Raw genomic sequence first — 24,114 nt, 5'->3', positions numbered from 1 at the left:
CCTCCGCCCGCTCACCGCGGGTGGGACGTGGTGGCCGAGGAGTAGTCCCGGTCGCCGGCGGTCACGTCGAAGGCGAGCGCGTCGTCGCGGGCGTCCACGGTCACCCGCTGCCCCGGCGAGATCGCGTTCTCCAGCAGCAGCCGCGACATCCGGTTGTCCACCTCGCGCTGGATCACCCGCCGCAGCGGGCGGGCGCCGAACTCCGGCTGGTAGCCGCGCTCGGCGATCCAGTCGATCCCGGCGTCGGTGAAGTCCACCCCGATGTCCTGGGCGTGCAGCCGGCGCCGGGTCTCCTCCAGCATCAGCTCGGTGATCTGGCGCAGTTGCTGCTGCTCCAGCCGCTGGAAGATGATCACCTCGTCGATCCGGTTGAGGAACTCGGGGCGGAAGTTCTCCTTGAGCCGGCGCATCAGCCGCTCGCGCAGCTCGTCGTTCTCCCCCGCCGCGCCGCCCGCGCCGGTGTCGAAGCCGACCGCGCGCTGGCTGCCGGTGATCAGCTCCGAGCCCAGGTTGCTGGTCATGATCAGGACGGTGTTCTTGAAGTTCACCGTCCGGCCCTGGCTGTCGGTGAGCCGGCCGTCGTCGAGCACCTGGAGCAGAATGTTGAACACGTCGGGGTGGGCCTTCTCGATCTCGTCGAGCAGCACCACCGCGTACGGGCGGCGGCGCACCGCCTCGGTGAGCTGGCCGGCCTCCTCGTACCCGACGTAGCCGGGGGGCGCGCCGACCAGCCGGGCGACGGTGTGCCGTTCCTGGAACTCGCTCATGTCCAGCCGGACCATCCGGTCGGCCTCCCCGAACAGCGACTCGGCCAGGGCCCGGGCCAGCTCGGTCTTGCCGACGCCGGTGGGGCCGAGGAACAGGAAGCTGCCCATCGGCCGGTTCGGGTCGGCCAGCCCGGTCCGCGACCGGCGCACCGCCTCGGCGACCGCGCCGACCGCGTCGTCCTGGCCGACGATCTTCTCGTGCAGGTGCCCCTCCAGCCCCAGCAGCCGGTCCCGTTCCTCCTCGGTGAGCTGGGCGACGGGGATGCCGGTGGCCCGGGAGACCACCTCGGCGATCTCCTCCGGACCGACGGCCGGCACCTGGGAGCCGTCGCCCTCGTCGCCCTTGGCCCGGCGGATCTGCGCCTCCAGTTCGGCGAGCTGGTCGCGCAGGGTGGAGGCCCGCTCGTACTGCTCGTCGGCGACCGCCTGCTCCTTGTCCCGGCGCACCTCGTCGAGCTGCTGCTCCAGCTCCCGCACGTCCGAGGCGGGGGTGCGGGTGCGCAGCCGGACCCGGGCACCGGCCTGGTCGATCAGGTCGATCGCCTTGTCCGGCAGGTACCGGTCGGTGACGTACCGGTCGGACATCTCGGCGGCGGCGACCAGCGCCTCGTCGGTGAACCGGACCTGGTGGTGGGCCTCGTAGCGGTCGCGCAGGCCGCGCAGGATGGCCACGGTGTCCTCCACCGTGGGCTCGGGCACCAGCACGGGCTGGAACCGGCGGGCCAGCGCGGCGTCCTTCTCGATGGTGCGCCGGTGCTCGTCCAGGGTGGTCGCGCCGATCACCCGCAGCTCGCCGCGGGCCAGCGCCGGCTTGAGCATGTTGGACGCGTCCATGCCGCCCTCGCTGCCCGCCCCGCCGGCGCCGACCAGGGTGTGGATCTCGTCCAGGAAGATGATCAGCTCGTCGCGGTGGGCGCGGATCTCGTCGATGACCTTCTTCAGCCGCTCCTCGAAGTCGCCCCGGTAGCGGGTGCCGGCCACCAGGCCGGCGAGGTCGAGCTGCACCACCCGCTTGCCGAGCAGGGTCTGCGGCACGTCGCCGTCGCAGATCCGCTCGGCCAGCCCCTCCACGATCGCGGTCTTGCCGACGCCGGCCTCGCCGATCAGCACCGGGTTGTTCTTGGTACGCCGGGAGAGGATCTCCACGGCCTGTTCGATCTCGGCGGACCGCCCGATCACCGGGTCGATCTGGTCGTTGCGGGCCAGTTCGGTGAGGTCCTGGCCGTACTGGTCGAGGGTCGGCGTGCCCCGGTCGGGCTTCGGGCCGGCCATCGGGCCGCGCTCGGCGCTGGCCGCCTGGAGCGACTCGGGCTGGATCCGGCCGGCGGCGAGCATCCGGCCGGCCGGCGACTCCGGGTTCAGCGGGAGGGCCATCAGGATGTGCTCGGGGCCGATGTAGTTGGCGCCCATCGCGCGGGAGAGCTGGTGGGCGTCGAGCAGGGCCCGCTTGGCTGCCGGGGTGAGCGACAGGTTCGGTGGCACCTCGCCCCGGGGCGCCCCGTCGCCGCGCCCGCCCAGGGCGTTGACCAGGGCGTCGGGGTCCGCGCCGGCGCGGCGGACCAGGTCGCGCAGCGGCTCGCGCTGCAACGCCGCCCAGAGCAGGTGATCGGTGTCCAGGTCGCTGCTGTGCCGCTGCGCGGCCCGGCGGGCCGCGTCGGCGAGCATCTCCCGCGCGTCGGCGGTCATCAGCCGGGTGATGTCGACCCGGTGCGCCGGCCTGCGTCCCCCCTCGCCCCGGCCGAAGTACCGGGCCAGGAACTCGTCCCACGGGTCGGAGCCGAAGTCGCCGGATCCCATCATATCTTTCCTCCCGCGGTCGGGCGCGCTCGCCGGTGCAGAATCCGCCGGCACGGACGGCGGTGGCTACCCGGCGGCCGGCGCGACAAACGCCCCCGGATGGCAGGCTGGGCGCATGGATACGAGGCCGCTGCTGATCGTGGACGCCGCCAACGTCGTGGGGTCCCGCCCCGACGGCTGGTGGCGGGACCGGGCCGGGGCCGCCGCCCGGCTGCGCGACGCCCTGACCCCGGTGGCCGAGGGCGGTGTGCCGCCGCTGCTGCCCGGGCCCGCGGAGGTGGTGCTGGTGGTGGAGGGCGCGGCGCGGGCGGTGCCGGCGGTGCCCGGCGTGCGGGTGGTGGCCGCGCCGGGCTCGGGCGACGACGCCATCGTCGAGCTGGTCGGCGCAGCCGCGGACCGCCGCCGGCTGGTGGTCACCGCCGACCGGGAACTGCGCGGCCGGGTGGGTGCCCTCGGCGCGGAGGTGCAGGGCCCGCGCTGGCTGCGCGGCGGGGCCTGACGGGCCGCGCCCGCGGCGACAACCCCGCCACCGGTCCGCTTGATGGGACTGGGCGACCCGCGGACGGGACTATCACCGACCCGCCGAGCGGACTTCCCGCACGTCAGGGCGGTAAGCGGACGGACGGGCGGCAACACTGACAGGGCGGTTGTTCTCTCCCCGACGGGGATGGGTTGTAATGGAGATCTCCCCGCCCCCAGGAGGTCCACGTGGCGAGCGTCGCCGAGCTGAAGGCAGCCATCGATGTCGCCCTCCAACAGATCGGTGACGGGCAGAGCGCCGTGCAGGCCGCCGGCGAGAAGCTCGCCGAGGCGCAGCAGACCCTGGCCGGGGCCCTGGAGGGCAGCGGGCACGAGACCGTCGAGGCGGCCCAGGCCTCGCTGACGCAGGCCAGCCAGGAGCTGGAGGAGTGCCTCGCGGCGACCCTCGTCGCGGTGGAGCAGGCGCAGCTCTACGTCTCGACCCTGTAGGGGCGGGCGTGTCCATCATCGAGGACGTCGGGGCGCAGGTGCGGGCCGCCGCCGAGGAGCTGCCGATCGCCCAGCTCGCCCTGGCGCTGGAGAAGTTCGGCCAGGCCACCGAGCGGCTGCGCTGGGTGCGGCAGGAGTCCGCCAACCCGATGGGGGTGCCCGAACTGTCCGCCGCCACCGAGCATGCCGAGTCCGCCGGGCACGCGCTGCGGGTGACGCAGGAGCAGCTGTCGGCGTACCTGGCGGCGATCGGGCTGGCCCCCGACGGCGCCCCCGCGGCCCGCCCGGCCGGCGACCGGCAGGTGCACGACGCGCCGCGCGGGGGGCCGCCCGCCACCGGGGAGCAGCCGCCGCCCGCCCAGGACGACAACCCGGTGCTGCGCCGCTGGTGGGCGGTGCGGGTGGCGGAGCTGACCGGCGGCCGGGAGGGCACGCCGGACGCGCCGGACGAGAAGGTCGGCGACTCCCGCGAGCTGCTGCGCCGGGTGCTCGACGGGGTCCGTTCCGGCGACCGGGACCGGCTGCACCGGGAGCTGCGCGGCGCGCACGCCGACGTCGGCCTCGGCCTGGCCGCGGTCGCCCCGCCGCTGCTGCGCGAGCTGGCCGGCGAGCTGCTCGGCCACCCGCCCCGCGCCGACGACCTGACCCGGCTGCGCCGGGAGCTGGAGGGCCGGGTCCGCGACCTGCTCCCCGGGCTGCCCCCGCCGGCGTTGGAGACGCTGCTGACCAGGATCTGCCGGATGCCCCCGCCGCAGCGCGGCAGCGGCGAGGAGCAGCCGCACGCCGCCGACCCGGCGGTCACCGCCGGCGTGGCGACCGCCGTGCTGCTGGCCCGCCTCGGCAAGTATCTGCCCCGCGACCCCGGGCAGCCCGACCCGGCCGGCGAGCCCGCCCGGGAGAAGCACCGCGAGGCCGAGCGGGACGCCTGGGACCAGGCGACGCGGGAGCGCGCCGCCCGGGAGCGCGCCGCCCGGGACCGGGCCGCCCAGGGCCGCCCACCCGCGCCGCCCGCCGGGAGCGCCGCCCGCCGGGACTCCGATGGCTGACCGGCGCACCCAACTGGTGACCCGGGTGCGCGGCATGCTCTCCGAGGCGCTGGGTGCCACCCGGGGCTGGCTCGCCGCCGCCGACGCCGAACTCGCCGCCGCCCGGGACCGGCTGGCCCGGGTCGAGCGCGCCGCCGCAGCCGTGCCCGCGAGGGTGGGGGCGCAGCGGGACCGGCGGCTGGCCGAGATCGACGCCCAGCACGCCGCCCGGATCGCCGAGCTGGCCCACCGGGCCGTCGACGCCGCCCGCCGGGAGGCCCCCGGCGCGGCCTCCGCCGACTGGACACGGTGGACCGTCACGCCGGCCGGGCGCGGCGAGCCGCCCGGCGCAGTCCGGATCGGCACCGTACGCATCCCCGGCGCGGAGCCGGTGCCGGCGCTGGTGCCGCTGCTCGACGCCGGGCACGTGCACCTGACCGGGGCCGACGCCGACGGCGGGGCCGCCGTGGTGCCGGCGCTGCTGCTGCGCAGCCTGGGCCGGGCCGACCCGGGCGCGGTGCGGCTGTTCGGGTACGACCCGGAGCACCTCGGCGGGGGCCTGGCCGGGTTCGCCCCGCTGGGCACCGCCGGGCAGCTCACCTTCGTCGGGCCGGGCGGGCTGGGCCGGCTGCTGGACGACCTGGTGGAGCAGATCCGCCGGATCAACGAGACGGTGCTGGCCGGCGAGTACCGCTCGCTGCGCGAGCTGGCCGCCGCGACCAACCGTCGCCCGGAGCCGTGGCGGGTGGCGGTGCTGCTCGGCGGCGACGAGCTGTCCCGGCACGAACGCGGCCAGCTCGACCGGGTGGTCCGCACCGGCGCGGCCTGCGGGGTGCACCTGGTGGTGCGGGGCGCGCCGGTGCCCGACGACCCCACGGTGACCCGGGTCGTGGTGGGCCCGGACGGCGCCCGGGTGGGCGGGCCGCCCGGCCTGCCGGTGACCCTGGACCCGCCGCCCCCGGCGACCCTGGTCACCGAGACCTGCCGGCAGGTCGCCGCCCGGGTCAACGCCGGCCCCCCGCCGGCCCCGTTCACCGACCTGCTGCCGCCGCCGGAGCAGATGTGGCGGGAGGACTCCTCCACCGGGCTGACCGCGCCGATCGGCGAGGGCCCGCACGGCCGTCCGGTGCTGCTCAACCTCGGCGACTACCCGCCGCACGCGCTGATCGGCGGCCCCTCGGGCACCGGCAAGACCAACCTGATCTTCGCCTGGATCGGCGCGCTGGCGTCCCGGTACTCCCCCGCCGAGCTGGAGTTCTACCTGCTCGACTTCAAGGAGGGGGTGTCCTTCGCCCGGTTCGCCCAGGGCCGGCGGGACCCGAGCTGGCTGCCGCACATGCGGCTGGTCGGGATCAACGTCAACACCGACCGGGAGTTCGGGCTGGCCCTGCTGCGCTTCCTCGCCGAGGAGCTGCGCCGGCGGGCCGACGCGGCGAAGAAACACGAGGTCACCAAGCTCGCCGAGCTGCGGGCGGTGGACCCGACCGGGCACTGGCCCCGGATCGTCGCCGTGGTCGACGAGTTCCAGGCGCTGCTGGCCGGCCGGGACGTGGTGGCCCGGGAGGCCGCCGACCTGCTGGAGGACCTGGCCCGCCGGGGCCGCTCCCAGGGCATCCACCTGGTGCTGGCGTCGCAGGACGTGCGGGGCATCGAGGCCCTGTGGGGGCGTCCGGCGCTGGTCGCCCAGTTCACCCTGCGCATCGCGCTGCCCAAGGCGCTGCGCATCCTCGCCGAGCGCAACGACGCCGCCCAGTCGCTGCCCCGCCACCACGCCGTGGTCAACGCCGAGTCGGGGCTGGCGGAGGGCAACGAGGTGGCTCGCATCCCGTCGGCCAGCGACTGGGACGCCTGGAGCGAGTTGCAGCACCGGCTGTGGCGGATGCGCCCGCAGGACGCGAAGCCGGCCCGGCTGTTCGACGGCGACGCGATCCCCCGGCTGCGCGACGCCCCGGACTTCCGGGCGCTGAACCCGCCCGAGGGCGACGGAGCGCCGCGCAGCCCGGTCGCGCTGCTCGGGGAGATCATCGACGTGCAGGCCCGCTCGGCGGTGCTGCGACTGCCCCGGGCGCCCGGGCGGAACCTGGCGGTGCTGGGCACCCGGGTCGACGAGGCGTGCGCGGTGCTGGACGCCGCCGCCCGGTCCCTGGCCCGCCAGCACCGTCCCGGCACGGCCCGGTTCTCCATCGCCTGCCTCGACCCGGACGCCGACCCGGCCGCCCGGGAGCTGTACGCCGACCTCGCCGACGACGCCGCCTGGTACGACGACGAGACCCTGCCGGAGCTGATGGCCGAGACCGCCTCGGCCCTGGACCGGCCGGGCACCCCGGCCACCCCGCACTACCTGCTCCTGTACGCGGTCGACGCGGCGGCCGGCCGGCTGGCCGCACGGGCCGGCGGGCGGACCGGACTGGAGCAGCTGCGCCGGATCCTGCACGACGGGCCGGAGCGGCGGACCCACGTGCTGGCCTGGTGGCGCGGCGTGGCCCGGATGCGGGTGGACCTCGGCGGGCCGGCCGCCCGCACCGACCAGATCGGCGCCTGGGTGGCCCTCGACGTGCAGGGCGCCGAGTTGGGCTCGTCGCTGTACCCGGGCAGCGGGGGGCCGGACTGGTACCCCCGGCCGTGGCGGGGGCTCTTCTTCGACCGGGCGGCGCACCGCACCGGCCAGGTCATCATCCCCTACGGACCGTCGGCATGAACGAACCGGTGACCAGCGAGACGTACGCGGCGCAGGTGCGCCGGCTGGCCGAGCTGACCGACCGGGTGCGCACCCAGCGGGCCGAGGCGCGCACCTGGCACGAGCAGCAGTGCGCCGCCGCCGAGCGGGCCGTCGCCGAGGCCACCGAGCAGCTCCGGTACGCCGAGCGGGAAGCGGTGGACGCGCGGGAGCTGGTGGAGCGGGTGGACGCCGAGTCGGCCCACCTGTGGCAGCAGCTACGGGCCCGGCTGGGCGTCGGCGCCCGCCGCGTCGGGGACCCGCCCGGCCCGGCCCGGGACGCGTCGGGCGACCCGCTGCTGCTGCTGCACGGGGTGCGCGGGCTGCTGGACCGGACCCGGCAGCCCGGGGAGCTGCCCGCGTCGGCGAACCCGCTGCTGGCGCTGTGCGGCGTGCTGGGGGCGGCGCTGATGTCCGCCCTCGGCGCGGGCGTCCGCGCGCTCGGCGCCCGCAACGGCGGCGACCTGGCGGTGGGGCTGCCGGTGTTGGCGCTGGTGGTGACGCTGCTCGGCCCGCTGGTCGGGCTGGCCCTGGCCAAGCGGCTCGCCGACCGCCGGCACGCGGTCCTGTCCCCCCGACCGGTAACCGTCGTCCTGGTGGCGGGCCTGGTCACCACCGGCGCGCTGCTGATCCTCACCCGCTGAGCGACAGGTCCTCACCCGCTGTGCTGCTGGTCCTCACCCGCTGAGCGGGACCACCCCGGCGGGTGGGCGGGCCGGGTGCACGTGGCGGGCGCAGCCGACGCGGGCGGGCGCAGCCGACGCGGGCGGGCGCAGCCGACGCGGGCGGGCGCAGCCGACGCGGGCGGGCGCAGCCGACGCGGGCGGGCGCAGCCGACGCGGGCGGGCGCAGCCGACGCGGGCGGGCGCAGCCGACGCGGGCGGGCGGCGCGGCCCTTCCCTACCGGTCGGCGGGGATGGCGACCGCCTCCCGCAGGAGGCGGCGGGCGAGGACCACCCGGTCGGCGTCGTCGTCGAGGCCGGGCAGGTCGCCGACCCGGGTCACCGCGCCGGTGAGCAGCGCGCGCAGCGCCGGCTCACAGGCGTCGGGCAGGGTGAGCGTACGGTCGAACAGCCGCAGCGCGACCGTGCCGTCCCCGGCCGGTTCGAGCTGCCAGCGCAGCCCCGGGCGGACGGCGAGCCGGGTGTCGGCGTCGAGGGCGGCCAGCGCGGCGGCCTGGGCCAGGGGCCGGATCGGCGCGGGCCGGGCTGCCGGCCAGGATCGGGCGCGCAGCCGCGCGGCGACGGTGCCCGGGTCGGCGCGGAGCAGCCAGTCCCGCAGCGCCTCGACGGTCTCGGTCAGCTCCGGCTCGATCGCGGCCGGGTCGGTCACATCTGTGCCGAACGGCAGGCCGGCGCGCAGCCGGGCGTCGGAGGCGGCGAGGGCGAGCAGCTCCTCGACGATGGCGTACCGGGTCAGCGCCCGGATCCCGACGGTCAGGTGCAGCGAGCTGGACTCCTGGGCCTGGGCGCTGTGCAGCCAGCCGCGCGGCAGGTAGAGCGCGTCGCCCGGTTCGAGGACCACGTCGAGCGCGGCGGGGCCCTCGGCGGTGGCGGAAACCTCGTCGGCCCGACCGCCCCAGGGCTGGCGTTCCAGCGGGTCGGGCAGCACCGGGGGGTGGATCCGCCAGTGCTTGCGCCCGTCGACCTGGAGGACGAAGACGTCGTGGGTGTCGTAGTGGGTGGCGAATCCCTGGCTGCCGGGCGGGGTCAGGTAGGCGTTGACCTGCAACGGCTGGGCGAGGGCGGTGCCGAGGTCGCGGGCGAAGTCGACCAGGGCGGGCCAGGTGCGGTGCAGCCCCTGGAGCACCAGGGTCGCGCCGGAGGCGTACAGCTCCAGCACCCGCTCGTCGAGGACCTGGTCGCCGATCTCGGCGCCCGCGCCGCCGCCGCCGGTGTAGCGCGCCGCCGGCACGAGCTGGCCGTCCTTGGCGATCCGCAGGAACGGGGTACGCAGCCCGCGGCGGCTGAGCAGCTCGTCGGCGTCGGCGGGGCTGAGCAGGTCGGTGAAGCCGTCGGAGTTGGGCAGCTCGGCGGCGCGCGACAGCAGCGGCGCCCGGCCCCAGTGGGCAGCGGCGAACTTGCCCGGCTCGACGGCGGCGCAGCGGGCGAGCGCCCGGGCGGCGGCGAACTTGCCCGACTCGACGGAGGCACAGCGGCCGAGCGCCCGGGTGGCGGCGGACGGAACCGCCGGGCGGTGGCGGCCGCCCGGCGGGTCGATGATCGTCACGACGTTCCGTCAGGCCGTGCCGTCGGCGCCGCCGTCCTGCTGACCCGGGGTCGCACCGCCGTCAGCCGGACCCTCGGCGCTACCGTCCGCACCACCGTCGTGCTGACCCGGAGTCGCACCGCCGTCAGCCGGACCCTCGGCGCTACCGTCCGCACCACCGTCGTGCTGACCCGGAGTCGCACCGCCGTCAGCCGGACCCTCGGCGCTACCGTCCGCACCACCGTCGTGCTGACCCGGGGTGGCACCGCCGTCGGCCGGGCCCTCCGGGCCGCCGCCGCTGGTCGTCTGGATGTCGTCGTCGTTGAGTGCCATTCGGTGCTCCCTCGGAAGTGCCGCCCCGCCGTGCGGCGGGGTCCGTCGTACAGCCGGTGGTACCCCCGGCGCGATCTTCTCTAACCACACCGTAGACGGAGGGTTCCGCCGACATGGCCGGTTCGCCCGGCCCGGCCGGCGCGGCCGCCCCCGCCGACCGGCCCTGCTCCGCCCCGTCTCGCCCCGCCCCGTCTCGCTTCGTCTCGCCCCGCCCTGTCTCGGCATCCGGCCGACGTGTTCGGTGAGTTGTTCGACGTTCGGTGCGGACAGGCAGCGCCCGATTGGGGAGGCGACGAGCGCCAATCCGGCCGCCGGCAGGCTGCCGCGGCGCAACGAGCACGCGGCGTTCCTCCGTACCAGGGCGATTGCGAAGTCGAGCGGGGGCGCTTCGATCAGGGAGTCTGGGGGTTCCTGGCGTGGGCGCCGCTCCACGGCAGGTGTGCCTCCCGGCGCCTATGGAGCTGAGTCGGATACGACATCAGCCGCGCTCGGCGTGCTCGGCGACCGCAAGCGACGACCCGACGGGGCGGTGGGTAACCCGACGGCGGTGGGTGACGCGACGGCGGTGGGTGACGCGACGGCGGTGGCCCGACCGGCGGTGATGACATAACCGACTCAGCTCCAAAGGCGCCGCCCCACGGCATCGACCGCCCCGCCCACAGCTCCGCCCCGGGCCACGATCCGGGCCGACCAGGGACCGCACCCGCGACAACGCAATGCCCCTGCCTTCCGTACCCCGGCAATCCGCGCCTCCTCTCTCCGCGGAATCGGTGAAGCAATTGATCATCGTCGCACGAAGACCTGTTTCGGTCTGTCGCACCGAGAGCGGACAGACTATGCTCGTGCCCGAGCCGCGACACTCCACAATGGTGTTACGACCGCCGAATAGTCAGTCATGGGGGGTTCGTCGTTCGGAAATGCGCCGTAGCTTGCCACCCCCAACCCTTGGGTTGCATATGACGAGCCGGGTGACGAAGGGGAGGATCACGGGTTGCATGTCGTGCTCAGAAGCCGGAGCCTTCGATTTCTACTCTTAGGCCAAACGCTTTCGTCGCTCGGTGATCGGGCGCTCATCATCGCCTTCGGCATCTGGGCGAAGGAGCTGACCGGCAGCGACGGCGCCGCGGGCGTGGCCTTCTTCTTCGTGGCCTTCCCCACCCTGCTGGCGCCGTTCGCGGGTGTCGTGATCGACCGCTACCCGCGACGCCGGGTCTTCCTGTTCGCCAACCTCATCATGGCGGGCGTGCTCCTGCTCGGCCTGCTGGTGCACGGCTCCGGGCAGTTGTGGCTGCTGTACCTCATCATCCTCTGCTACGGGTTCTCCACCATCTTCATCGACCCGACCCAGTCGACCATCATCGCGTCGATCGTCCCGAAGTCCGAGCTCGCCGACGCCAACGGGCTCTTGCAGACGGTCTCGGGTGGCGTCCGGCTCCTCGCCCCGCTCATCGGCGCGGGCCTGTTCACCGTCGTCGGCGGGCGGGCGGTCGCGGTCATCGACGCGGCGACCTTCGTGATGGCCGCGCTCTGCGTGCTCGGAGTCCGGGTTCAGGAGCCTCAGCGAGACGCTGCCACCTCGACCAGCTGGCGACAGGAGATCAGCGAAGGGCTCCGCCACGTGTTCCGGGCGGCGGCCCTGCGCGACGTCGTGCTGGCGCTCGCCCTCACGATGCTCGTGATGGGCTTCTCGCAGACCCTGATCTTCGCGATCACCGACGAGGGGCTACACCGCCCGGTGGCGTTCGTCGGGGTGCTGAGCAGCGTTCAGGGCGTGGGCGTCATCACCGCCGGCTTCGCTGCGGGCCTGCTCGCCCGTCGCGTCGGTGACGTCCGGGTGGTGACGATGGGAATCGCCTGCCTCACCCTCGCCGCCCTGCTGTATCTCGTTCCGCACGTGGCCACGGCGGTCGGCGCCGCGTTCGTGTTCGGTCTCGCGGTCTGCTGGACCACGGTCGGCCTCATCACGACCGTGCAGCTTCGCACCGCGCCCGAGCTGCGGGGCCGCGCCCTCGGCACGGCCATGGGCGCGGTGAGCCTGCCGCAGACCATCTCCATCGCCCTCGGCGCGGGGTTGTCGGTCGTCGTCGACTACCGGGTGCTGCTCGGCCTGATGGCCGGCGTCACCGCGGCCTGCGCACTGTGGTTGGCCTGGCGCGTGCCGGTCGGCGCTGCGGCCACGGAACCTCGGCCGGTGTCCGATCCGGCTGCTGACTGAAGGAGACTGTGATGCCCCTGGACGTGATCGGCGCGGGGTTCCTGCGCACCGGCACCACATCGCTCAAACTGGCGCTCGAGCGACTGGGCTACGAACCCAGCTATCACATGCGAGTCCTCAACGCGGAGCCGGCGCGGGCCGCCGACTGGCTCGCCGCCGCGCGAGATCCCGAGGCCACCGACTGGGACCAGATCTTTGACGGCTTCCGGTCCAGTGTCGGTTCGCCCGGTACGGCGTTCTGGCGACAGATCGTCGACGCGTACCCCGAGGCGAAGGTGGTCCTCACCGTCCGCGACCCGCAGAGCTGGTACGACAGCACGGCGAGCACGATCAAGCACACGCCCGCTTCGCCCGCCCTCGTCCGCCTGCTCACGTGGGGGCGCGCCAAGTCCGGCGACAGCTTGCTGGAGGAAGCGCAGCAGATGCTCAGCGAGCGGGAAGGCAGCCAGTTCACCGACCGGGAGGAGGCGCTCGCGGCGTTTCAGCGGCACGTCGACGCGGTCCGGGCGTACGTGCCTCCCGAGCGGCTGCTGATCTTCAACGTCCGCGAGGGTTGGGGGCCGCTGTGCGCGTTCCTCGGCCGGCCCGAGCCCACCGAGCCGTTTCCCGTGGAGAACGACCGCGCCAGCTTCCGCCGCCGGCAGCGCAAGGCGATGAACCGGGTGATCATGCGTCGAGCCGCCATCGCGGCCGGCATCGCGACCACCCTCGCGTTGACCGTGTGGGCGAGGCGCGGGATGCGCCGATAGCGGGCGGCGGGACCGCAGCACCCTCACTGGGAGCTGCGGTCACGCGCCGATGGTTACGCGCCTGCCAGGAACGGGCTCTGCTCCGTCCACCAGCATGAACCGTTCCGAATCGTGAACCGGATGGCCTCGGCGCGCCGGTCGATGTGCATCGTTCGTTCCTCGGTCCAGCCCTGCAACCGGAACTCGCCCGCGCCGACGTGCACCAGCCCGATCCGGGCGTCGGGGCCGACCAGGACCAGCCGGCCGTCCTCCGCCACTATCGAGGAATGCTGGTCGCCGATGCTGACCGTGTCGTCCAGCGGCTCCGCGGACCAGTTGGCGAATGCGGCGGGCACCGTGACCCGGCCGCGGAAACTCGCGAGTTCCCCCGGCCGCAATGGCAGCTCCGGTCGCTCGAAGAGAACATCGGCGACGTCGATACGGTCGACCGAGGTCCGGGGGAAAAGGTCGAGGAGCTCCGGCGTCAATGCCGTGTCGATCACCAGATGAATCCGATTCGACGGGCCGGAATTGGCGATCGAATGGGGCCGCGAGAAGTCTCCGTACCAGAATGTTCCCGGCTTCCAGCAGTGCGTGTCACCGTCGAGAACCAGAACGGCGCCATCGTTGGTCACGATCGGAATGTGCAGCCGGACCATGCCGTACGGCAGCCCCATCGGGGTGTCCCGGTGCGTGCCGACCTGCGCCCCCGGCGCCAGGGACATCAGCCGCGCCGCGCGCATGCCCCGCGGCAGCGAGGCGAGCACCTCGGCCAGATAGGGAGTGGAGTCCAGCCACCGCGTGTTCGTGAACGGCGCGGTGCCCGGGCCGCCGGCATCGGTTCGCTGTTCGTCGCCGCCCTGGTTGCGCAGCGCCAGCACCCGCCAGTCGACGGGACTCTCCAGGCCCTCGCCCTGCTCGGTGTAGGTGCGCTGGCGCGCCCAGGTGAGCCGGGTCAGATGACCCACCTCCGCCTGGAGCCGGTCGGTGTCGAAGGTGGGCGTCAGCCGCACGGCCGCGGGCAGACCGGCGAGGGGATCGGCGACCGCCGTCGCGGAAATGGTCATGACGACCTCCGGGTGGTCGTCGCTGCGGAGCCTGCCTGTGCCGCCCGCACGTCCTCGTCGTACGTGGCCAGGCGTCCCGTGACCCAGGCGAGGGACGGCGCGTTGGCCGCCAGCGCCGGCGAGTCGAGATTGCCGACGGTGTCGCAGGGCTGGTGATAGCACGGATCGAACATCCGCCCGGCCTGGCCGCCGTAGAGAACCTGCTGCTCCGGTGTCTTCACGCCCAGGGTTCCGGTGTCGATCCCGCCGACCGCGATGCCCGCCGCAGCGAACTCGAGGTGGTCCGAGCCGATGGAGGTGATGGCGTGCCGCTCGTACGGCAGGTTCCGGCGCTCGAAGTACCCGGCGAACAGATCGGCGACTACCCGGCCGCCGCCGCTGCCCGCATCCCAGACGAACCGGCCGCCGTTGGGCGACGCGAGCAACTCGCCATTGAGCAGCACGGCGATGCGGGCCCGGTCGGCGGCGGAGAGCTGAGACACGTAGTAGGCGGAACCGAGGTTGCCCACCTCCTCCGCGCCCCACCACGCGAACCGCACCTTGTTCCGCACGGTCGTCTGGTACGGCGCCATCGCGAGCGCGGTCTGCAGCACGGTGACGGCTGCCGTGCCGTTGTCGTTGATGCCGGGGGCCTCGGTGCCGCTGTCCAGGTGGGCGCCGAGCATGACGACGTTGTCCGGGTCGCCGCCCGCGGTCTCGGCGATGAGGTTCACCGTCGTCCGGGGCTGAGCGGATCCACGCAGCGTCAGGCGTACCCGGGCACCGGTCGCAGCCCGGCCGATGAGGTCCTCGCCGTCCTTCCGGGATATCCCGCCCACCGGAATGGTGAACATGGTGGGGTCGAAGGCCAGGAAGCGGTAGATGTTCTCCAGCTCCGGCACGGGGTAGTAGAGCAGCATCGCCCGGGCTCCCAGGGCTGCGACGACCTGCTGCTGCACCGCGTAGCCGCAGGCCGCCCGGGCCAGCACGACCACCGCACCGGCGACGGACACGCCGTCGTAGTCATCCGCGGCGCAGCCGGTCCGGCCGCCCGGCAGCGCGGCCAACGGCGCGTCGACGCCGCCAGCCGGGGTGGACGGGGTGAAGCGGGTCATCAGAACCGGAACGGCCATGCTGCCGTCCACGACGAGTCGTTCCTCGGCCACCTCGAAGTTGGTGTAGGGCACCGTCTGCGTCGTGACCTGATATCCGGCCAGGCGCAGCCGGGCGGCGACATAGGCCGCCGACCGGGCGAATCCGGGCCGGTCGTAGCCACGGTTCCCGCCGCTGCGGTCGGCGATGGCCTGGAGCGCTGCCAGGTGGGCGTGGAGGCGGCCGGAGGTCAGGCTCGAGGCGAGCCGCTCGGCCAGGGGATATGGCGCCGATTCGGCGGCGCGGACCACGGTGCTGGTCGCCCCCGCGGCCACCAGCATCACCAACGCGTTGATGGACAGGGCTCTGATCAGTCGTGCGACGCGCACTTCGCCTCCGGGTTCATAAAATGCAGGGAACGGGCCATCGGGTCGGCCGCCACGGCAATGTCATCGCCGACCGGCCGATGTGGAGGACGAGGCCGCGGTCCGCGAGACCGGCGACCGCGTCGCGCAGCGCGGGGTCGAGATCGGCCACGGGGCGCGGCGTCCGCAGCGCCTCGACGGCCGCGATCGCGACCGGATCGGCGATCGTCGAGCGGGTCGGCACGCCGCGGCGGGCGTCGTGCACGGTGAGGAAGCCGGGGCCGCGACGGTAGTAGCAGAGCCCGAACCGGAACGTCTCGCGCCACCGGGCCAGGTCTTCCGGCGCCACACCGGACACGTCCCGCGGCGGCGGCAGGTGCGTCAGCTGCCATATCGGTACGGGCCCGTCCACGGCGGCGGTCCAGCCGACGTCGGCCGCCAGCGCGCTCGCCTCACGCAGCAGGGCGAGCGCCGGAAGCGCGTTCTCGTCGTTCCCGATCCGAATCGTGCCGCCGATCCCCAACCGGCTGTGTGCCGCGAGGGTTCCCGTCACGGCGTGCCCGGCGGGTACGGTCCACTCGGCCGGCAGCGCGGCGCTCGCCGTCACAGCTCCGCTCCCGCCACCGGTCGCAGTGGCCGGGCCGCCGTCGGCAACGCGACCAGGCGGCCGCCCTCGGCGAAAACGAGTCCACGTTCGGTCAGATAGTCCACGGCGTGCCGAGCCGCCGTGTCTCCGCCCCGCTCCGCCAGCCGCGCGATCAGCGACGCCTCGGATCGGGGGTTCCGCAGCGCCTGGAGGGCGGTGACGGCGAGCGGATCGTTGACCGGGTACGTGCCCTGCGGCCATCCGTGCCGGTGGTCCTCGATGAGCAGGCCGTGCTCGGTCGTGGACTGCACCAGGCTGCTCGTCGGGCCCGACTCGGCCCAGGCCCGGACGGCCAGCCGCAGCTCCTTCTCCAGGTCCCCGGTCAGCCCCTTGCGGTCGCCCTCGAACTGGTAGGCCAGGTCGTAGAGCTGCTCCGGCGCGAGGGCGTAGACGTGGTGATACTGACGGGCCGGCTGTCGTGCCACGAAGCCGAGTTCGGGGCGCTCGAAGTACGGGCTGAACCGCTCGAGCAGAATGCGGGTCGTCCCGGCGGGCGGCTGCAGGTGGACCAGCGCCGGAAGCTGCCACAGGACAACCTGGTAGTCCTCGTCGCTCTCCCCCGGGAAGCCGTAGAGCATGTTCCAGTCGACGGTGAGCCCGAAGTCGTCGGCGTCCCGTAGCACCTGGATGTTCTGGGTCGCGTGGACGCCCTTCTCCATGAGCGTCAGGACGTGGCTGCTGAGACTCTCGATGCCCGGCTGGATGTGGCGCACGCCGGCGTCGGCGAGGGCGGCCAGTTGGTCGGCACGCAGGTTCGCCTTCACCTCGTAGCGGATGGTCACGTCCCAGTCGCGGTCGCGCAGCACCGGCAGCAGCTCCCGGAAATAGTCGTTGCTCATGATGTTGTCGACCATGACCACGTCGAGGATCCGGTGCCGAGCGACCATGTCGGTCAGGTCGGCGAGAAAGTCGCCGGCCGGCTTGGCCCGGAACGCCATGGCGGTCCCGTTGAGACCGCAGAACGTGCAGTGGTGCTTCTCGCCCCACCAGCAGCCGCGCGCCGCCTCGAGGGTCAACTCCGGGTTCACCGTGCGGGCGGCGCGGCTGGCGGTGAAGGCGGACTGCCAGCCGTCGTAGTCGGGGCGGGGCACCCGGGTCATGGGGATCATCGAGGCGGGCGGATTCCGCCGTGGGCTGCCGTCGGCGGCGCGCCAGATGAGGCCCGGGACCTTGGCGAGGTCGCCGCCCTCGTCGAGCGCGTCGACGAGGGCCACGAAGGCGTTCTCGCCCTCCCCGCTGACGACGTAGTCGAGGTACGGGAAGTGCTCGCTCATCGCCGCTCCCATCGGCCCCTCGCAGTTGCCTCCGCCGATGACGACCGGCAGCGACGGGCGCCGCCGCTTGAGCCGTCGCGCGACGGCCAGCGACGCGGTGTTCTGCGAGAAGGTCGTGGTGAAGCCCACCAGGTCGGGGTCGAGTCCGAGCAGATGGTCCACGGTCATGTCGATGAACCTGTCGGCGTACGGCCGCATGACCAGTGCCTTGCCGGGGTCGATCCGGCGGTCGGCCAGATAGGCGAGGAACTCGTCGGTTCGCCAGGAGGGGTCCTCATAGAGGGCGCTGGCGAAGACCCACTCGCCGATGGAGTGCCAGACCCCGACATTGGCGATGTACGCGTAGTCGTCGGGCGTGATCGCCCCGTCGCTCTCCTCGTCGAGCAGGTCGGCCCAGGCGAGGTTGGCGTAGTGCTCGACCACCTCGTGCGGGCGCCGGCAGCGGTCGGCGCATGCCTTGAGGATCCCGACCGGCAGCGATGCCGTCTGCAGTCCGTGCCACGGCATGGCCGTGAGAACGATTTTCATGGGACCGGTACCGCCTGTTCGGCTCTAGATGACGTGTACGGGCAGGGCTGCGAGCCCGCGCAGGGTGGCTGTCCGCTCGTACCGTGGCGCCTCGGCACAGCGGAACCAGGTTCCCGTGGCGTGCAGGGCCTTCAGAACCGCGATCAGTTGCTGGGTTCCGAGGGCGGCGCCCAGGCACGCGTGCGCGCCCCGGCCGAAGGCGAGGTGTACGCCGCGGCGGCGCGTCACGTCCACGACGTCGGGGTCGACGAAGACCTTCGGGTCCCGGTTGGCGGCCGCCAGCATGAGCACGAGGACCTCGCCGCGCCGCACGGTGTGGCCGCCCAGCTCGCGATCCCGCACGCACACCCGCGCGTCCGCCTGCACCGGGCCGTCGAGTCGAATCAGCTCGTCGGCCAGCGGCGCGAGATCTCCCCCGGCCGCGCCGATCATCCGGGCGGTGTCCTCGGACGTGGCGATGCGGGCGAGAACATTGCCGAGCAGCCGGCTCACCGACTCGTAGCCGGCGTGCAGCACCGCTCGCAGCGAGTTCGCCAGCACCTCGGGGGGCACGTCGTCGGCGGATTGCCGGGCGCGCAGCACGGCGGCGAGGTAGCCGTCCGCGGCCGGCTCGGCCAGCCACTGCGTGAGCAGGTGGGCGAGTGCGCCGCGCGCCTGGTTGCCTGGCCCCGCGCGCTCGGGTTCGAGCCCGGCGTCCATGCTGCGGACGATGGCATTGGACATCTCCTCGAACACCGGTCCGGCGGGCGGTGCGACGCCGAGGAACTCCGCGACGGTCCGCAGCGCGACCGGCCGGGCGAGACCTGGGATCAGATCGACGGCGCCGTCCCGCGGGAGCGCGGCGAGCAGCGCCTCGGCGGTGGCCGTCAACCGCCGCTCCGCCGCCTGCGCCGGCTGGGCATGCAACGCCGAGACCAGGAGGTGCCGGATCGCACCGTGTTCGGGCGGATCGAGCGACTGAATGCTGAGCTGGGCCGCCGGTATGTCGACACCGCATCGCCGGAAGTCGGACCCGAAATGCCCGGTGTCCCCGAGCACCTGCCGGCATTCCTCGTATCCGGTGAGGACCCAGGAGTCCAACTGGCCGTGCCAGTAGACCGGATCATGCTCGCGGAGTCGGTGGTAGAAAGGGTACGGATCCGCTATGACGTCTGCCGCGAGCGGATCGTACAACGGATCTGGCTGGCCCATCTCGCTTGCCCCCGTTCTCCTCGGATGGGAACGGTGCGGCGGCGAGACTCGCCGCCGCACCGCCGTCGGATCAGTGAAGGTAACGCATTGTCGTCCCCCTTCTCGTTTTTGGGTAAGGAAAGAGCCGTGCACATGCCTGTGCAACGGCGGCGTGCCGAAATATATTGACAGCCCAACGCTGTTAGCGAGTCTGCAGCCGACCGGCGGATGCTCTCCTCGGGTACACGAGGTGGCCGCGGCGAAAAACTGCACGCGGGTTCAAGATTGTTGGGCCAGATCCTGGCGGAGCGCCGCCAGCGCGCGGACGGTCTGGCTCGTCACCGTTCCCGGGGTGCAGCCGAGCCTCCGAGCCGTCTGCTGGACGCTGAGGTCGGCCAGGAAGCGGAGCGTCAGCACGGCCCGCTGGCGGGGCCCGAGCCGCCGCAGCGCCTGCACGAGGACGGCCCTGTCCTCCGTCCCGTCCGACTGCTCGAACGAGGGGCCGGCGTCGGCCGGGGCCAGCATGAGCACCTCGCGCCGCCACCTCGAGTGGCGACGTTCGGTCAGAAAGTCGCGAACGACGATCCGCCGGGCGTAGGCACCCAGCCCGGCGCCCTTGGCGAGGGACGGCCACTGCCGATGCATCTTCCACAGCGCCATCTGGACGAGGTCGTCGGCCTCGTGCCAGTCGCCGCAGATGTGGTACGCCTCCCGGCGCAGCCACCCGCGCAGCCGCCGGGCGAACAGTTCGAACTCGGAGACGGCGAGGTCATTCATTGCATGCAATGTGTCTCCTCGTGTTCCCTTGACGGTGTGAACGCGAGCGGTCCACCCGCTGCCTGAGCCCGTGCGTGTGGGCCCGGGTGGGCGACGTGGATGGACCGTCCTTTTTGGACTGCAGCCTGTAACACTGTGAAGGGTAGATACAACCTGCTCGATAGCAACACCTGGCGGCGAATATTTCGCGACGTGCCGAAAGTGTCGCAGTGGCCCTTTTTTCGCCATTTTCGTCGGCAGCCCGCAGGTGGCCAGGGCGCCTCGGCCGCCTCGGTGGGTGCCGGAAAGGTCCAGCGCAGTTGCCGCGGCGGTCATGGCGGGCGATCTGCCAGTTGGCCCGAAGGGAGGTGTGGAGGGCGACGGGCGGGCGGGGCTGTTCGGCGCGCCTTTGGAGCTGAGTCGTCTGCGACTTCTGGTGCATGTGCGTTTTCAGAACGCGGTGTTCGACTCACTCTCGGCCCGCACACGACGACGACGTTGGACCACCCCTACCCGAGACGGGTACCTGTGGCGACGAGTCCGTGCCGCACGGCTGCCCCCTCTGCGCCGGCGCGGAAGGCGACCCGGGGCAACGCGCCCACCGGGCTCTTCCCGCTCGCCGCCGTGGCGGTGCCGCACGGCCTCACCCCCGACGGGCCCGTACCGCCACGGCGGCTCGACCGGGCGGAGCGGCCGGCCCGGCCCGCGTCCGCACCACGGCCAGCGGACACGCGTCGGCCGGCCGTCCCCAGGGTCGGCCGGCCGAGGCGCCCAGCGTCGGGCTTCCACGCCCTCACGGGCAACGACTCAGGGAATCATCCGGCCCAGGTCCCGGGGCATGGCGGACTTGACGTCCTGCCACTCGCCCTGGGTGACGTGCTGGCGCAGGGTGTCCAGCACCACCTGGACCACCCGCTCCGGGCCGCCCTCCACGTCGTACGGGAAGCCCTGGCGGACCTCGTAGAGGAAGTCGTCCCGGTTCAGCTTGATCGGCACGTTCTCCGGCTGCCAGCCGTCGAAGTAGATCCCCCGCAGCAGCACGGGAAGCTGCGCGGCGAACTCCGCGCTCTCCTGCACCGGCAACCGGTCGCGCAGCAGGTGCAGCACCGTGCGCAGCGCCGCGTACGACTGGTTGCGCTGCTCCTTCGGCCAGCCGTACGCCGCCTCGATGTCCTTGAGGATCAGATTGGTCTTGTCCAGCGAGCTCTCGAACGCCGAGATCATCTGCTCAGCCATCTGTGCACCCCCGTAGGTCGTCATGCCACCGTCGGTCGTCATCGCGGCGCGGCGGCCCGGCCGGGCCCCGCCACTGCGAGGTGAGGCCCACCCGGCCCAGCCGCGCCCCAACGGGGCGGGGGCCACCGGGTGACCCGACCACGTGCAGCACGCCGCCACGCCGCCGACCCGCCGTGTCCCGAACCGTCACGCTCCGCACCTTTCGTACCTGTGTGCGCCGTCGCGCCCGTCTCCCGCCGACCGGCCAGGGACACGGACACGCCCATGTTGCGCCCGGCGAGGATGAGCCCGCCTCACTCTCTCCGGGTGACTTCCCCACGGACGTTCTTTCGGCATCGAGCCCCGGTCTGCGAGCTGCGCGCCGATCCGGGTGTGAACAACGGCCGGCGCGGCCCCGGGACCTTAGGGGAACCCGGCCAGGAAGATCAGGGACCTGCCGGGGGCGGGCAGCCACCCTTGGGTGACCCCCGCTCCCTACGCTGTACGACGTGACACTCATCGCGACCGAGTCGCTGACCAAGACGTACGGGGGTGGGGTCACGGCGTTGGCCGACCTCACCGTCGCGGTCGAGCCGGGGATCATCGGGCTGGTCGGCGCGAACGGCGCCGGCAAGTCGACCCTGATCAAGATCCTGCTCGGCCTCCTCGCCCCGACCAGCGGCCGGGCCCGGGTGCTCGGCCTCGACCCGACCACCGACTCCGCCCAGGTCCGCGCCCGGGTCGGCTACATGCCCGAACACGACGCCCTGCCACCGGACCTCTCCGCCGCGGAGCTGGTCACCCACCTCGGCCGGGTCAGCGGCCTGCCGCGTACGGTCGCCCGGGAGCGGGCCTCCGAGGCGCTGCGGCACGTCGGGCTCTACGAGGAGCGCTACCGCCCGGTCGGCGGCTACTCCACGGGCATGAAGCAGCGGGTCAAGCTCGCCCAGGCCCTCGTGCACGACCCCGACCTGCTGCTGCTCGACGAGCCGACCAACGGCCTCGACCCGGCGGGCCGGGACGCCATGCTGGCGCTGGTGCACCGCATCGGCACCGAGTTCGGCATCTCCGTGCTGGTCTGTTCGCACCTGCTGGGCGAGGTGGAACGGATCTGCGACACCCTCGTCGCCATCGACGGCGGGCGGCTGCTGCGCGCCGACCACATCTCCGCCATGACCTCCGCCATCGACGTGCTCGCCGTCGAGGTCAGCGAGGGCATGGAGGAGTTGGCCGTGCGGCTGGCCGCGCTCGACCTGCCGGTCCGCCGGGACGGCCGGCTGCTGCTCGTCGAGCTCGTCGACGACGCCACCTACGACCTGATCCTCGGCGCGGTTGCCGAGCTGGACCTGCCGCTGCACCGGCTGGACCAGCGCCGGCACCGGGTGGCCGAACTCTTCGCCACGAGGGAGCCCAGCCATGCCTGAGCCGACCGGCGTCATCCACGACATCGGCTACCAGCGTTACACCGGCCCCCGGCTGGGCCGCCGGGCCGTTTTCGGCGCGCTCTACCTGCACGGCCTGCGGACGGCGTTCGGGCTGGGGCGCAGCGCGAAGGCCAAGATCTTCCCCTGGCTGGTGGTCGGCATCGTCACGGCGGTCGCCGCCGCCCTCACCGCCGTGCGCAGCCAGATCGGCGAGACGGTGATGACGTACGCCCAGTTCGCCGACAACATGAGCTGGCTGGTCATCTTCTTCGTCGCGGTGGTCGCGCCCGAACTGGTCTCCCGTGACCTGCGCAGCGGGGTGCTGCCGCTCTACTTCTCCCGGCCGCTGCCGCGCTCGGACTACCCGGTGGCCAAGCTGCTGGCGCTGGCGACCGCGCTCTGGTTGCTGCTCGGCGGGCCGCAGCTCGTGATGTTCCTGGGCGCCGCCTTCACCAGCGGTGAAGGCATGCGCGGGGTCTGGAACGAGCTGCTCGACCTACTGCCGGCCCTACTCTACGCCGGGCTCTGGGCGGCGGTCTTCGCCTCGGTCGGGCTGCTGGTCGCCTCCCTCACCGGCAAGCGGGCGTTCGCGGCCGGCGGGGTCGTGGCCGTGTTCCTGATGACCACGCCGATCGTCGGCACCCTGTCGATCATGCCCTCCCAGACAGTCAACGAGCTGGCCTTCCTCGCCTCGCCGTCGACGCTGGTGGGCAGCGTGGGCGCCTGGGCACTCGGTGACCTGCTGGTGCCCGAGGGCCAAAGTGGCGGCGGAGTCCCGATCGGCGGCTTCGGTCCCGTCTACGCGGTCGCCGCCGTGCTGCTCGTGGCCGGCTGCGTCGCCCTGCTGCTCCTGCGATACCGGAAGGTGGCCGCGCGATGACCACGATCAGCGCCGACCAGGCGGCGGGGACACCGACCGCCGTCACCAGCACCCTCGATCTCGCGGGCGTCTCCCGCTGGTACGGCAACGTGGTGGCGGTCAACGACGTCAGCATGAGCCTCGGCCCGGGCGTCACCGGCCTGCTCGGCCCGAACGGCGCCGGCAAGACGACCCTGCTGCACATGATGGCGGGCTTCCTGGCCCCGTCGCGCGGGGTGGTGACCCTGGACGGCCGGCCCACCTGGCGCAACCCCGAGGTCTACCGCCGGCTCGGCCTGGTCAGCGAGCGGGAAGCGGTGCACACCTTCCTCACCGCGTACGAGTTCGTGCTGGCCAGCGCGAAGCTGCACCGACTGCCGGACCCGGCGGCGGCCGCCCGCCGGGCGATCGCCCTGGTGGAGATGGAGGGCGCGCAGGACCGCCGGATCGGCACGTACTCCAAGGGCATGCGGCAGCGCGCCCGGGTGGCCGCCGCGCTGGTGCACGAGCCGCAGGTGCTGCTGCTCGACGAGCCGTTCAACGGGATGGACCCGCGTCAGCGGCTGCACATGATGGAGCTGCTGCACCGCCTCGGCGACGCCGGCCGCACCATCCTGTTCAGCTCGCACATCCTGGAGGAGGTCGAGCAGGTCTCCGGCACCGTCCAGGTGATGGTCGCCGGCCGGCTGGCCGCCTCCGGCGACTTCCGCACCATCCGCCGGCTGATGACCAATCGGCCGCACGTCTTCACCGTGCACTCCGCCGACGACCGGGCGCTCGCCGTGGCGCTGATGGCCGAGGCGTCGGTGACGGGTGTCGAGCTGGACCGCGCCGGGTTGACGGTGCGCGCCGGCGACTACGGCGTGTTCACCCGCGTCCTGCCGAAGATCGCTCTGAGGGAGGGCATCCGGGTGCGACAACTGGTGCCCCAGGACGAGTCCCTGGAGAGCGTCTTCTCCTACCTGGTGGAGGCCTGAACCC

At 73.4% G+C, this 24,114-nt stretch carries 20 protein-coding genes; 10 read left to right on the top strand and 10 right to left on the bottom strand.

Annotation, left to right across the window (positions count from 1 at the left end; genetic code table 11):
* Nucleotides 1-11: 11 nt before the first annotated feature.
* Entirely contained in the window at nucleotides 12-2,567 is a 2,556-nt protein-coding gene (locus OG617_RS27830; RefSeq protein ID WP_405095897.1) for an ATP-dependent Clp protease ATP-binding subunit, read from the bottom strand.
* A gap of 112 nt (nucleotides 2,568-2,679) precedes the next feature.
* Between OG617_RS27830 and OG617_RS27825 the strand changes: the two genes are divergently transcribed.
* From OG617_RS27825 to OG617_RS27805, 5 genes are all read left to right on the top strand, one after another.
* Nucleotides 2,680-3,063 carry a hypothetical protein gene (locus OG617_RS27825; RefSeq protein WP_396685275.1) on the top strand — a complete coding sequence of 128 codons (384 nt, stop codon included), beginning with the start codon at nucleotides 2,680-2,682 and terminating at the stop codon, nucleotides 3,061-3,063.
* 209 nt (nucleotides 3,064-3,272) lie between these two features.
* The gene (locus OG617_RS27820) at nucleotides 3,273-3,533 is read left to right on the top strand and encodes a hypothetical protein (RefSeq protein WP_074473389.1); all 261 of its coding nucleotides are present in this window, start codon (nucleotides 3,273-3,275) and stop codon (nucleotides 3,531-3,533) included.
* Between the two features lie 8 nt (nucleotides 3,534-3,541).
* Nucleotides 3,542-4,579: a hypothetical protein gene (locus OG617_RS27815; protein ID WP_405095896.1), complete on the top strand. Its 1,038-nt coding sequence runs from the start codon at nucleotides 3,542-3,544 to the stop codon at nucleotides 4,577-4,579.
* Complete coding sequence (locus tag OG617_RS27810) at nucleotides 4,572-7,256, top strand: FtsK/SpoIIIE domain-containing protein (protein WP_405095895.1); 2,685 nt, start codon at nucleotides 4,572-4,574, stop codon at nucleotides 7,254-7,256. The genes OG617_RS27815 and OG617_RS27810 overlap by 8 nt, the downstream gene beginning before the upstream one ends.
* A complete protein-coding gene (locus OG617_RS27805; RefSeq protein ID WP_405095894.1) occupies nucleotides 7,253-7,918 on the top strand; it encodes a hypothetical protein in 666 nt (221 codons plus the stop codon). Before OG617_RS27810 ends, OG617_RS27805 begins: the two co-directional genes overlap by 4 nt.
* 256 nt (nucleotides 7,919-8,174) lie before the next feature.
* Here the strand turns inward: OG617_RS27805 and OG617_RS27800 are convergent, their stop codons facing one another.
* Together OG617_RS27800 and OG617_RS27795 are read right to left on the bottom strand one after the other, a co-directional pair.
* Nucleotides 8,175-9,503 carry a cupin domain-containing protein gene (locus tag OG617_RS27800; protein WP_405095893.1) on the bottom strand — a complete coding sequence of 443 codons (1,329 nt, stop codon included), beginning with the start codon at nucleotides 9,501-9,503 and terminating at the stop codon, nucleotides 8,175-8,177.
* 9 nt (nucleotides 9,504-9,512) lie between these two features.
* Entirely contained in the window at nucleotides 9,513-9,815 is a 303-nt protein-coding gene (locus tag OG617_RS27795; protein WP_405095892.1) for a hypothetical protein, read from the bottom strand.
* 1,000 nt (nucleotides 9,816-10,815) lie between these two features.
* On the opposite strand from OG617_RS27795, the gene OG617_RS27790 reads away from it, so the two are divergent.
* Complete coding sequence (locus OG617_RS27790) at nucleotides 10,816-12,030, top strand: MFS transporter (protein ID WP_405095891.1); 1,215 nt, start codon at nucleotides 10,816-10,818, stop codon at nucleotides 12,028-12,030.
* 11 nt (nucleotides 12,031-12,041) lie between these two features.
* The gene (locus OG617_RS27785; RefSeq protein WP_405095890.1) at nucleotides 12,042-12,779 is read left to right on the top strand and encodes a sulfotransferase family protein; all 738 of its coding nucleotides are present in this window, start codon (nucleotides 12,042-12,044) and stop codon (nucleotides 12,777-12,779) included.
* Between the two features lie 53 nt (nucleotides 12,780-12,832).
* On the opposite strand, the gene OG617_RS27780 is transcribed toward OG617_RS27785, so the two are convergent.
* The 7 genes from OG617_RS27780 to OG617_RS27750 form a co-directional block, all read right to left on the bottom strand.
* Nucleotides 12,833-13,771 carry an aspartyl/asparaginyl beta-hydroxylase domain-containing protein gene (locus tag OG617_RS27780; protein ID WP_405095889.1) on the bottom strand — a complete coding sequence of 313 codons (939 nt, stop codon included), beginning with the start codon at nucleotides 13,769-13,771 and terminating at the stop codon, nucleotides 12,833-12,835.
* A gap of 50 nt (nucleotides 13,772-13,821) precedes the next feature.
* Nucleotides 13,822-15,285, bottom strand: a complete 1,464-nt coding sequence (locus OG617_RS27775) for a M28 family peptidase (protein ID WP_405095888.1) — start codon at nucleotides 15,283-15,285, stop codon at nucleotides 13,822-13,824.
* A 13-nt stretch (nucleotides 15,286-15,298) separates the two neighbouring features.
* Nucleotides 15,299-15,868, bottom strand: coding sequence for a DUF5825 family protein (locus OG617_RS27770; RefSeq protein WP_405095887.1), 570 nt, complete (start codon nucleotides 15,866-15,868; stop codon nucleotides 15,299-15,301).
* Nucleotides 15,865-17,709: a RiPP maturation radical SAM C-methyltransferase gene (locus tag OG617_RS27765; RefSeq protein WP_405095886.1), complete on the bottom strand. Its 1,845-nt coding sequence runs from the start codon at nucleotides 17,707-17,709 to the stop codon at nucleotides 15,865-15,867. The genes OG617_RS27770 and OG617_RS27765 overlap by 4 nt, the downstream gene beginning before the upstream one ends.
* Before the next feature lie 24 nt (nucleotides 17,710-17,733).
* Nucleotides 17,734-18,882 carry a cytochrome P450 gene (locus OG617_RS27760; RefSeq protein WP_405095885.1) on the bottom strand — a complete coding sequence of 383 codons (1,149 nt, stop codon included), beginning with the start codon at nucleotides 18,880-18,882 and terminating at the stop codon, nucleotides 17,734-17,736.
* A gap of 276 nt (nucleotides 18,883-19,158) precedes the next feature.
* Complete coding sequence (locus tag OG617_RS27755) at nucleotides 19,159-19,656, bottom strand: SigE family RNA polymerase sigma factor (protein WP_405095884.1); 498 nt, start codon at nucleotides 19,654-19,656, stop codon at nucleotides 19,159-19,161.
* Between the two features lie 786 nt (nucleotides 19,657-20,442).
* Nucleotides 20,443-20,871 carry a DUF2267 domain-containing protein gene (locus OG617_RS27750; RefSeq protein ID WP_405095883.1) on the bottom strand — a complete coding sequence of 143 codons (429 nt, stop codon included), beginning with the start codon at nucleotides 20,869-20,871 and terminating at the stop codon, nucleotides 20,443-20,445.
* 488 nt (nucleotides 20,872-21,359) lie between these two features.
* On the opposite strand from OG617_RS27750, the gene OG617_RS27745 reads away from it, so the two are divergent.
* The 3 genes from OG617_RS27745 to OG617_RS27735 are packed head-to-tail and all read left to right on the top strand — an operon-like array spanning nucleotide 21,360 to nucleotide 24,110.
* The gene (locus OG617_RS27745) at nucleotides 21,360-22,274 is read left to right on the top strand and encodes an ABC transporter ATP-binding protein (RefSeq protein ID WP_405095882.1); all 915 of its coding nucleotides are present in this window, start codon (nucleotides 21,360-21,362) and stop codon (nucleotides 22,272-22,274) included.
* Nucleotides 22,267-23,154, top strand: coding sequence for an ABC transporter permease (locus tag OG617_RS27740; RefSeq protein WP_405095881.1), 888 nt, complete (start codon nucleotides 22,267-22,269; stop codon nucleotides 23,152-23,154). Before OG617_RS27745 ends, OG617_RS27740 begins: the two co-directional genes overlap by 8 nt.
* Nucleotides 23,151-24,110 carry an ABC transporter ATP-binding protein gene (locus OG617_RS27735; RefSeq protein ID WP_405095880.1) on the top strand — a complete coding sequence of 320 codons (960 nt, stop codon included), beginning with the start codon at nucleotides 23,151-23,153 and terminating at the stop codon, nucleotides 24,108-24,110. Before OG617_RS27740 ends, OG617_RS27735 begins: the two co-directional genes overlap by 4 nt.
* Nucleotides 24,111-24,114: the final 4 nt, after the last annotated feature.

The organism is Micromonospora sp. NBC_01412, from assembly GCF_045040215.1.
GTDB classification, from domain to species: Bacteria; Actinomycetota; Actinomycetes; order Mycobacteriales; family Micromonosporaceae; genus Micromonospora; species Micromonospora rubida.
This window is presented reverse-complemented; position numbering and strand designations above follow the sequence as displayed.

Excerpts from the sequence above, each read along its gene's own strand:
- OG617_RS27830 (WP_405095897.1), bottom strand. The coding sequence starts at position 2,567 with ATGATGGGATCCGGCGACTTCGGCTCCGACCCGTGGGACGAGTTCCTG.
- OG617_RS27825 (WP_396685275.1), top strand. The coding sequence starts at position 2,680 with ATGGATACGAGGCCGCTGCTGATCGTGGACGCCGCCAACGTCGTGGGG.
- OG617_RS27810 (WP_405095895.1), top strand. The coding sequence starts at position 4,572 with ATGGCTGACCGGCGCACCCAACTGGTGACCCGGGTGCGCGGCATGCTC.
- OG617_RS27805 (WP_405095894.1), top strand. The coding sequence starts at position 7,253 with ATGAACGAACCGGTGACCAGCGAGACGTACGCGGCGCAGGTGCGCCGG.
- OG617_RS27795 (WP_405095892.1), bottom strand. The coding sequence starts at position 9,815 with ATGGCACTCAACGACGACGACATCCAGACGACCAGCGGCGGCGGCCCG.
- OG617_RS27785 (WP_405095890.1), top strand. The coding sequence starts at position 12,042 with ATGCCCCTGGACGTGATCGGCGCGGGGTTCCTGCGCACCGGCACCACA.
- OG617_RS27765 (WP_405095886.1), bottom strand. The coding sequence starts at position 17,709 with ATGAAAATCGTTCTCACGGCCATGCCGTGGCACGGACTGCAGACGGCA.
- OG617_RS27755 (WP_405095884.1), bottom strand. The coding sequence starts at position 19,656 with ATGAATGACCTCGCCGTCTCCGAGTTCGAACTGTTCGCCCGGCGGCTG.
- OG617_RS27750 (WP_405095883.1), bottom strand. The coding sequence starts at position 20,871 with ATGGCTGAGCAGATGATCTCGGCGTTCGAGAGCTCGCTGGACAAGACC.
- OG617_RS27740 (WP_405095881.1), top strand. The coding sequence starts at position 22,267 with ATGCCTGAGCCGACCGGCGTCATCCACGACATCGGCTACCAGCGTTAC.
- OG617_RS27735 (WP_405095880.1), top strand. The coding sequence starts at position 23,151 with ATGACCACGATCAGCGCCGACCAGGCGGCGGGGACACCGACCGCCGTC.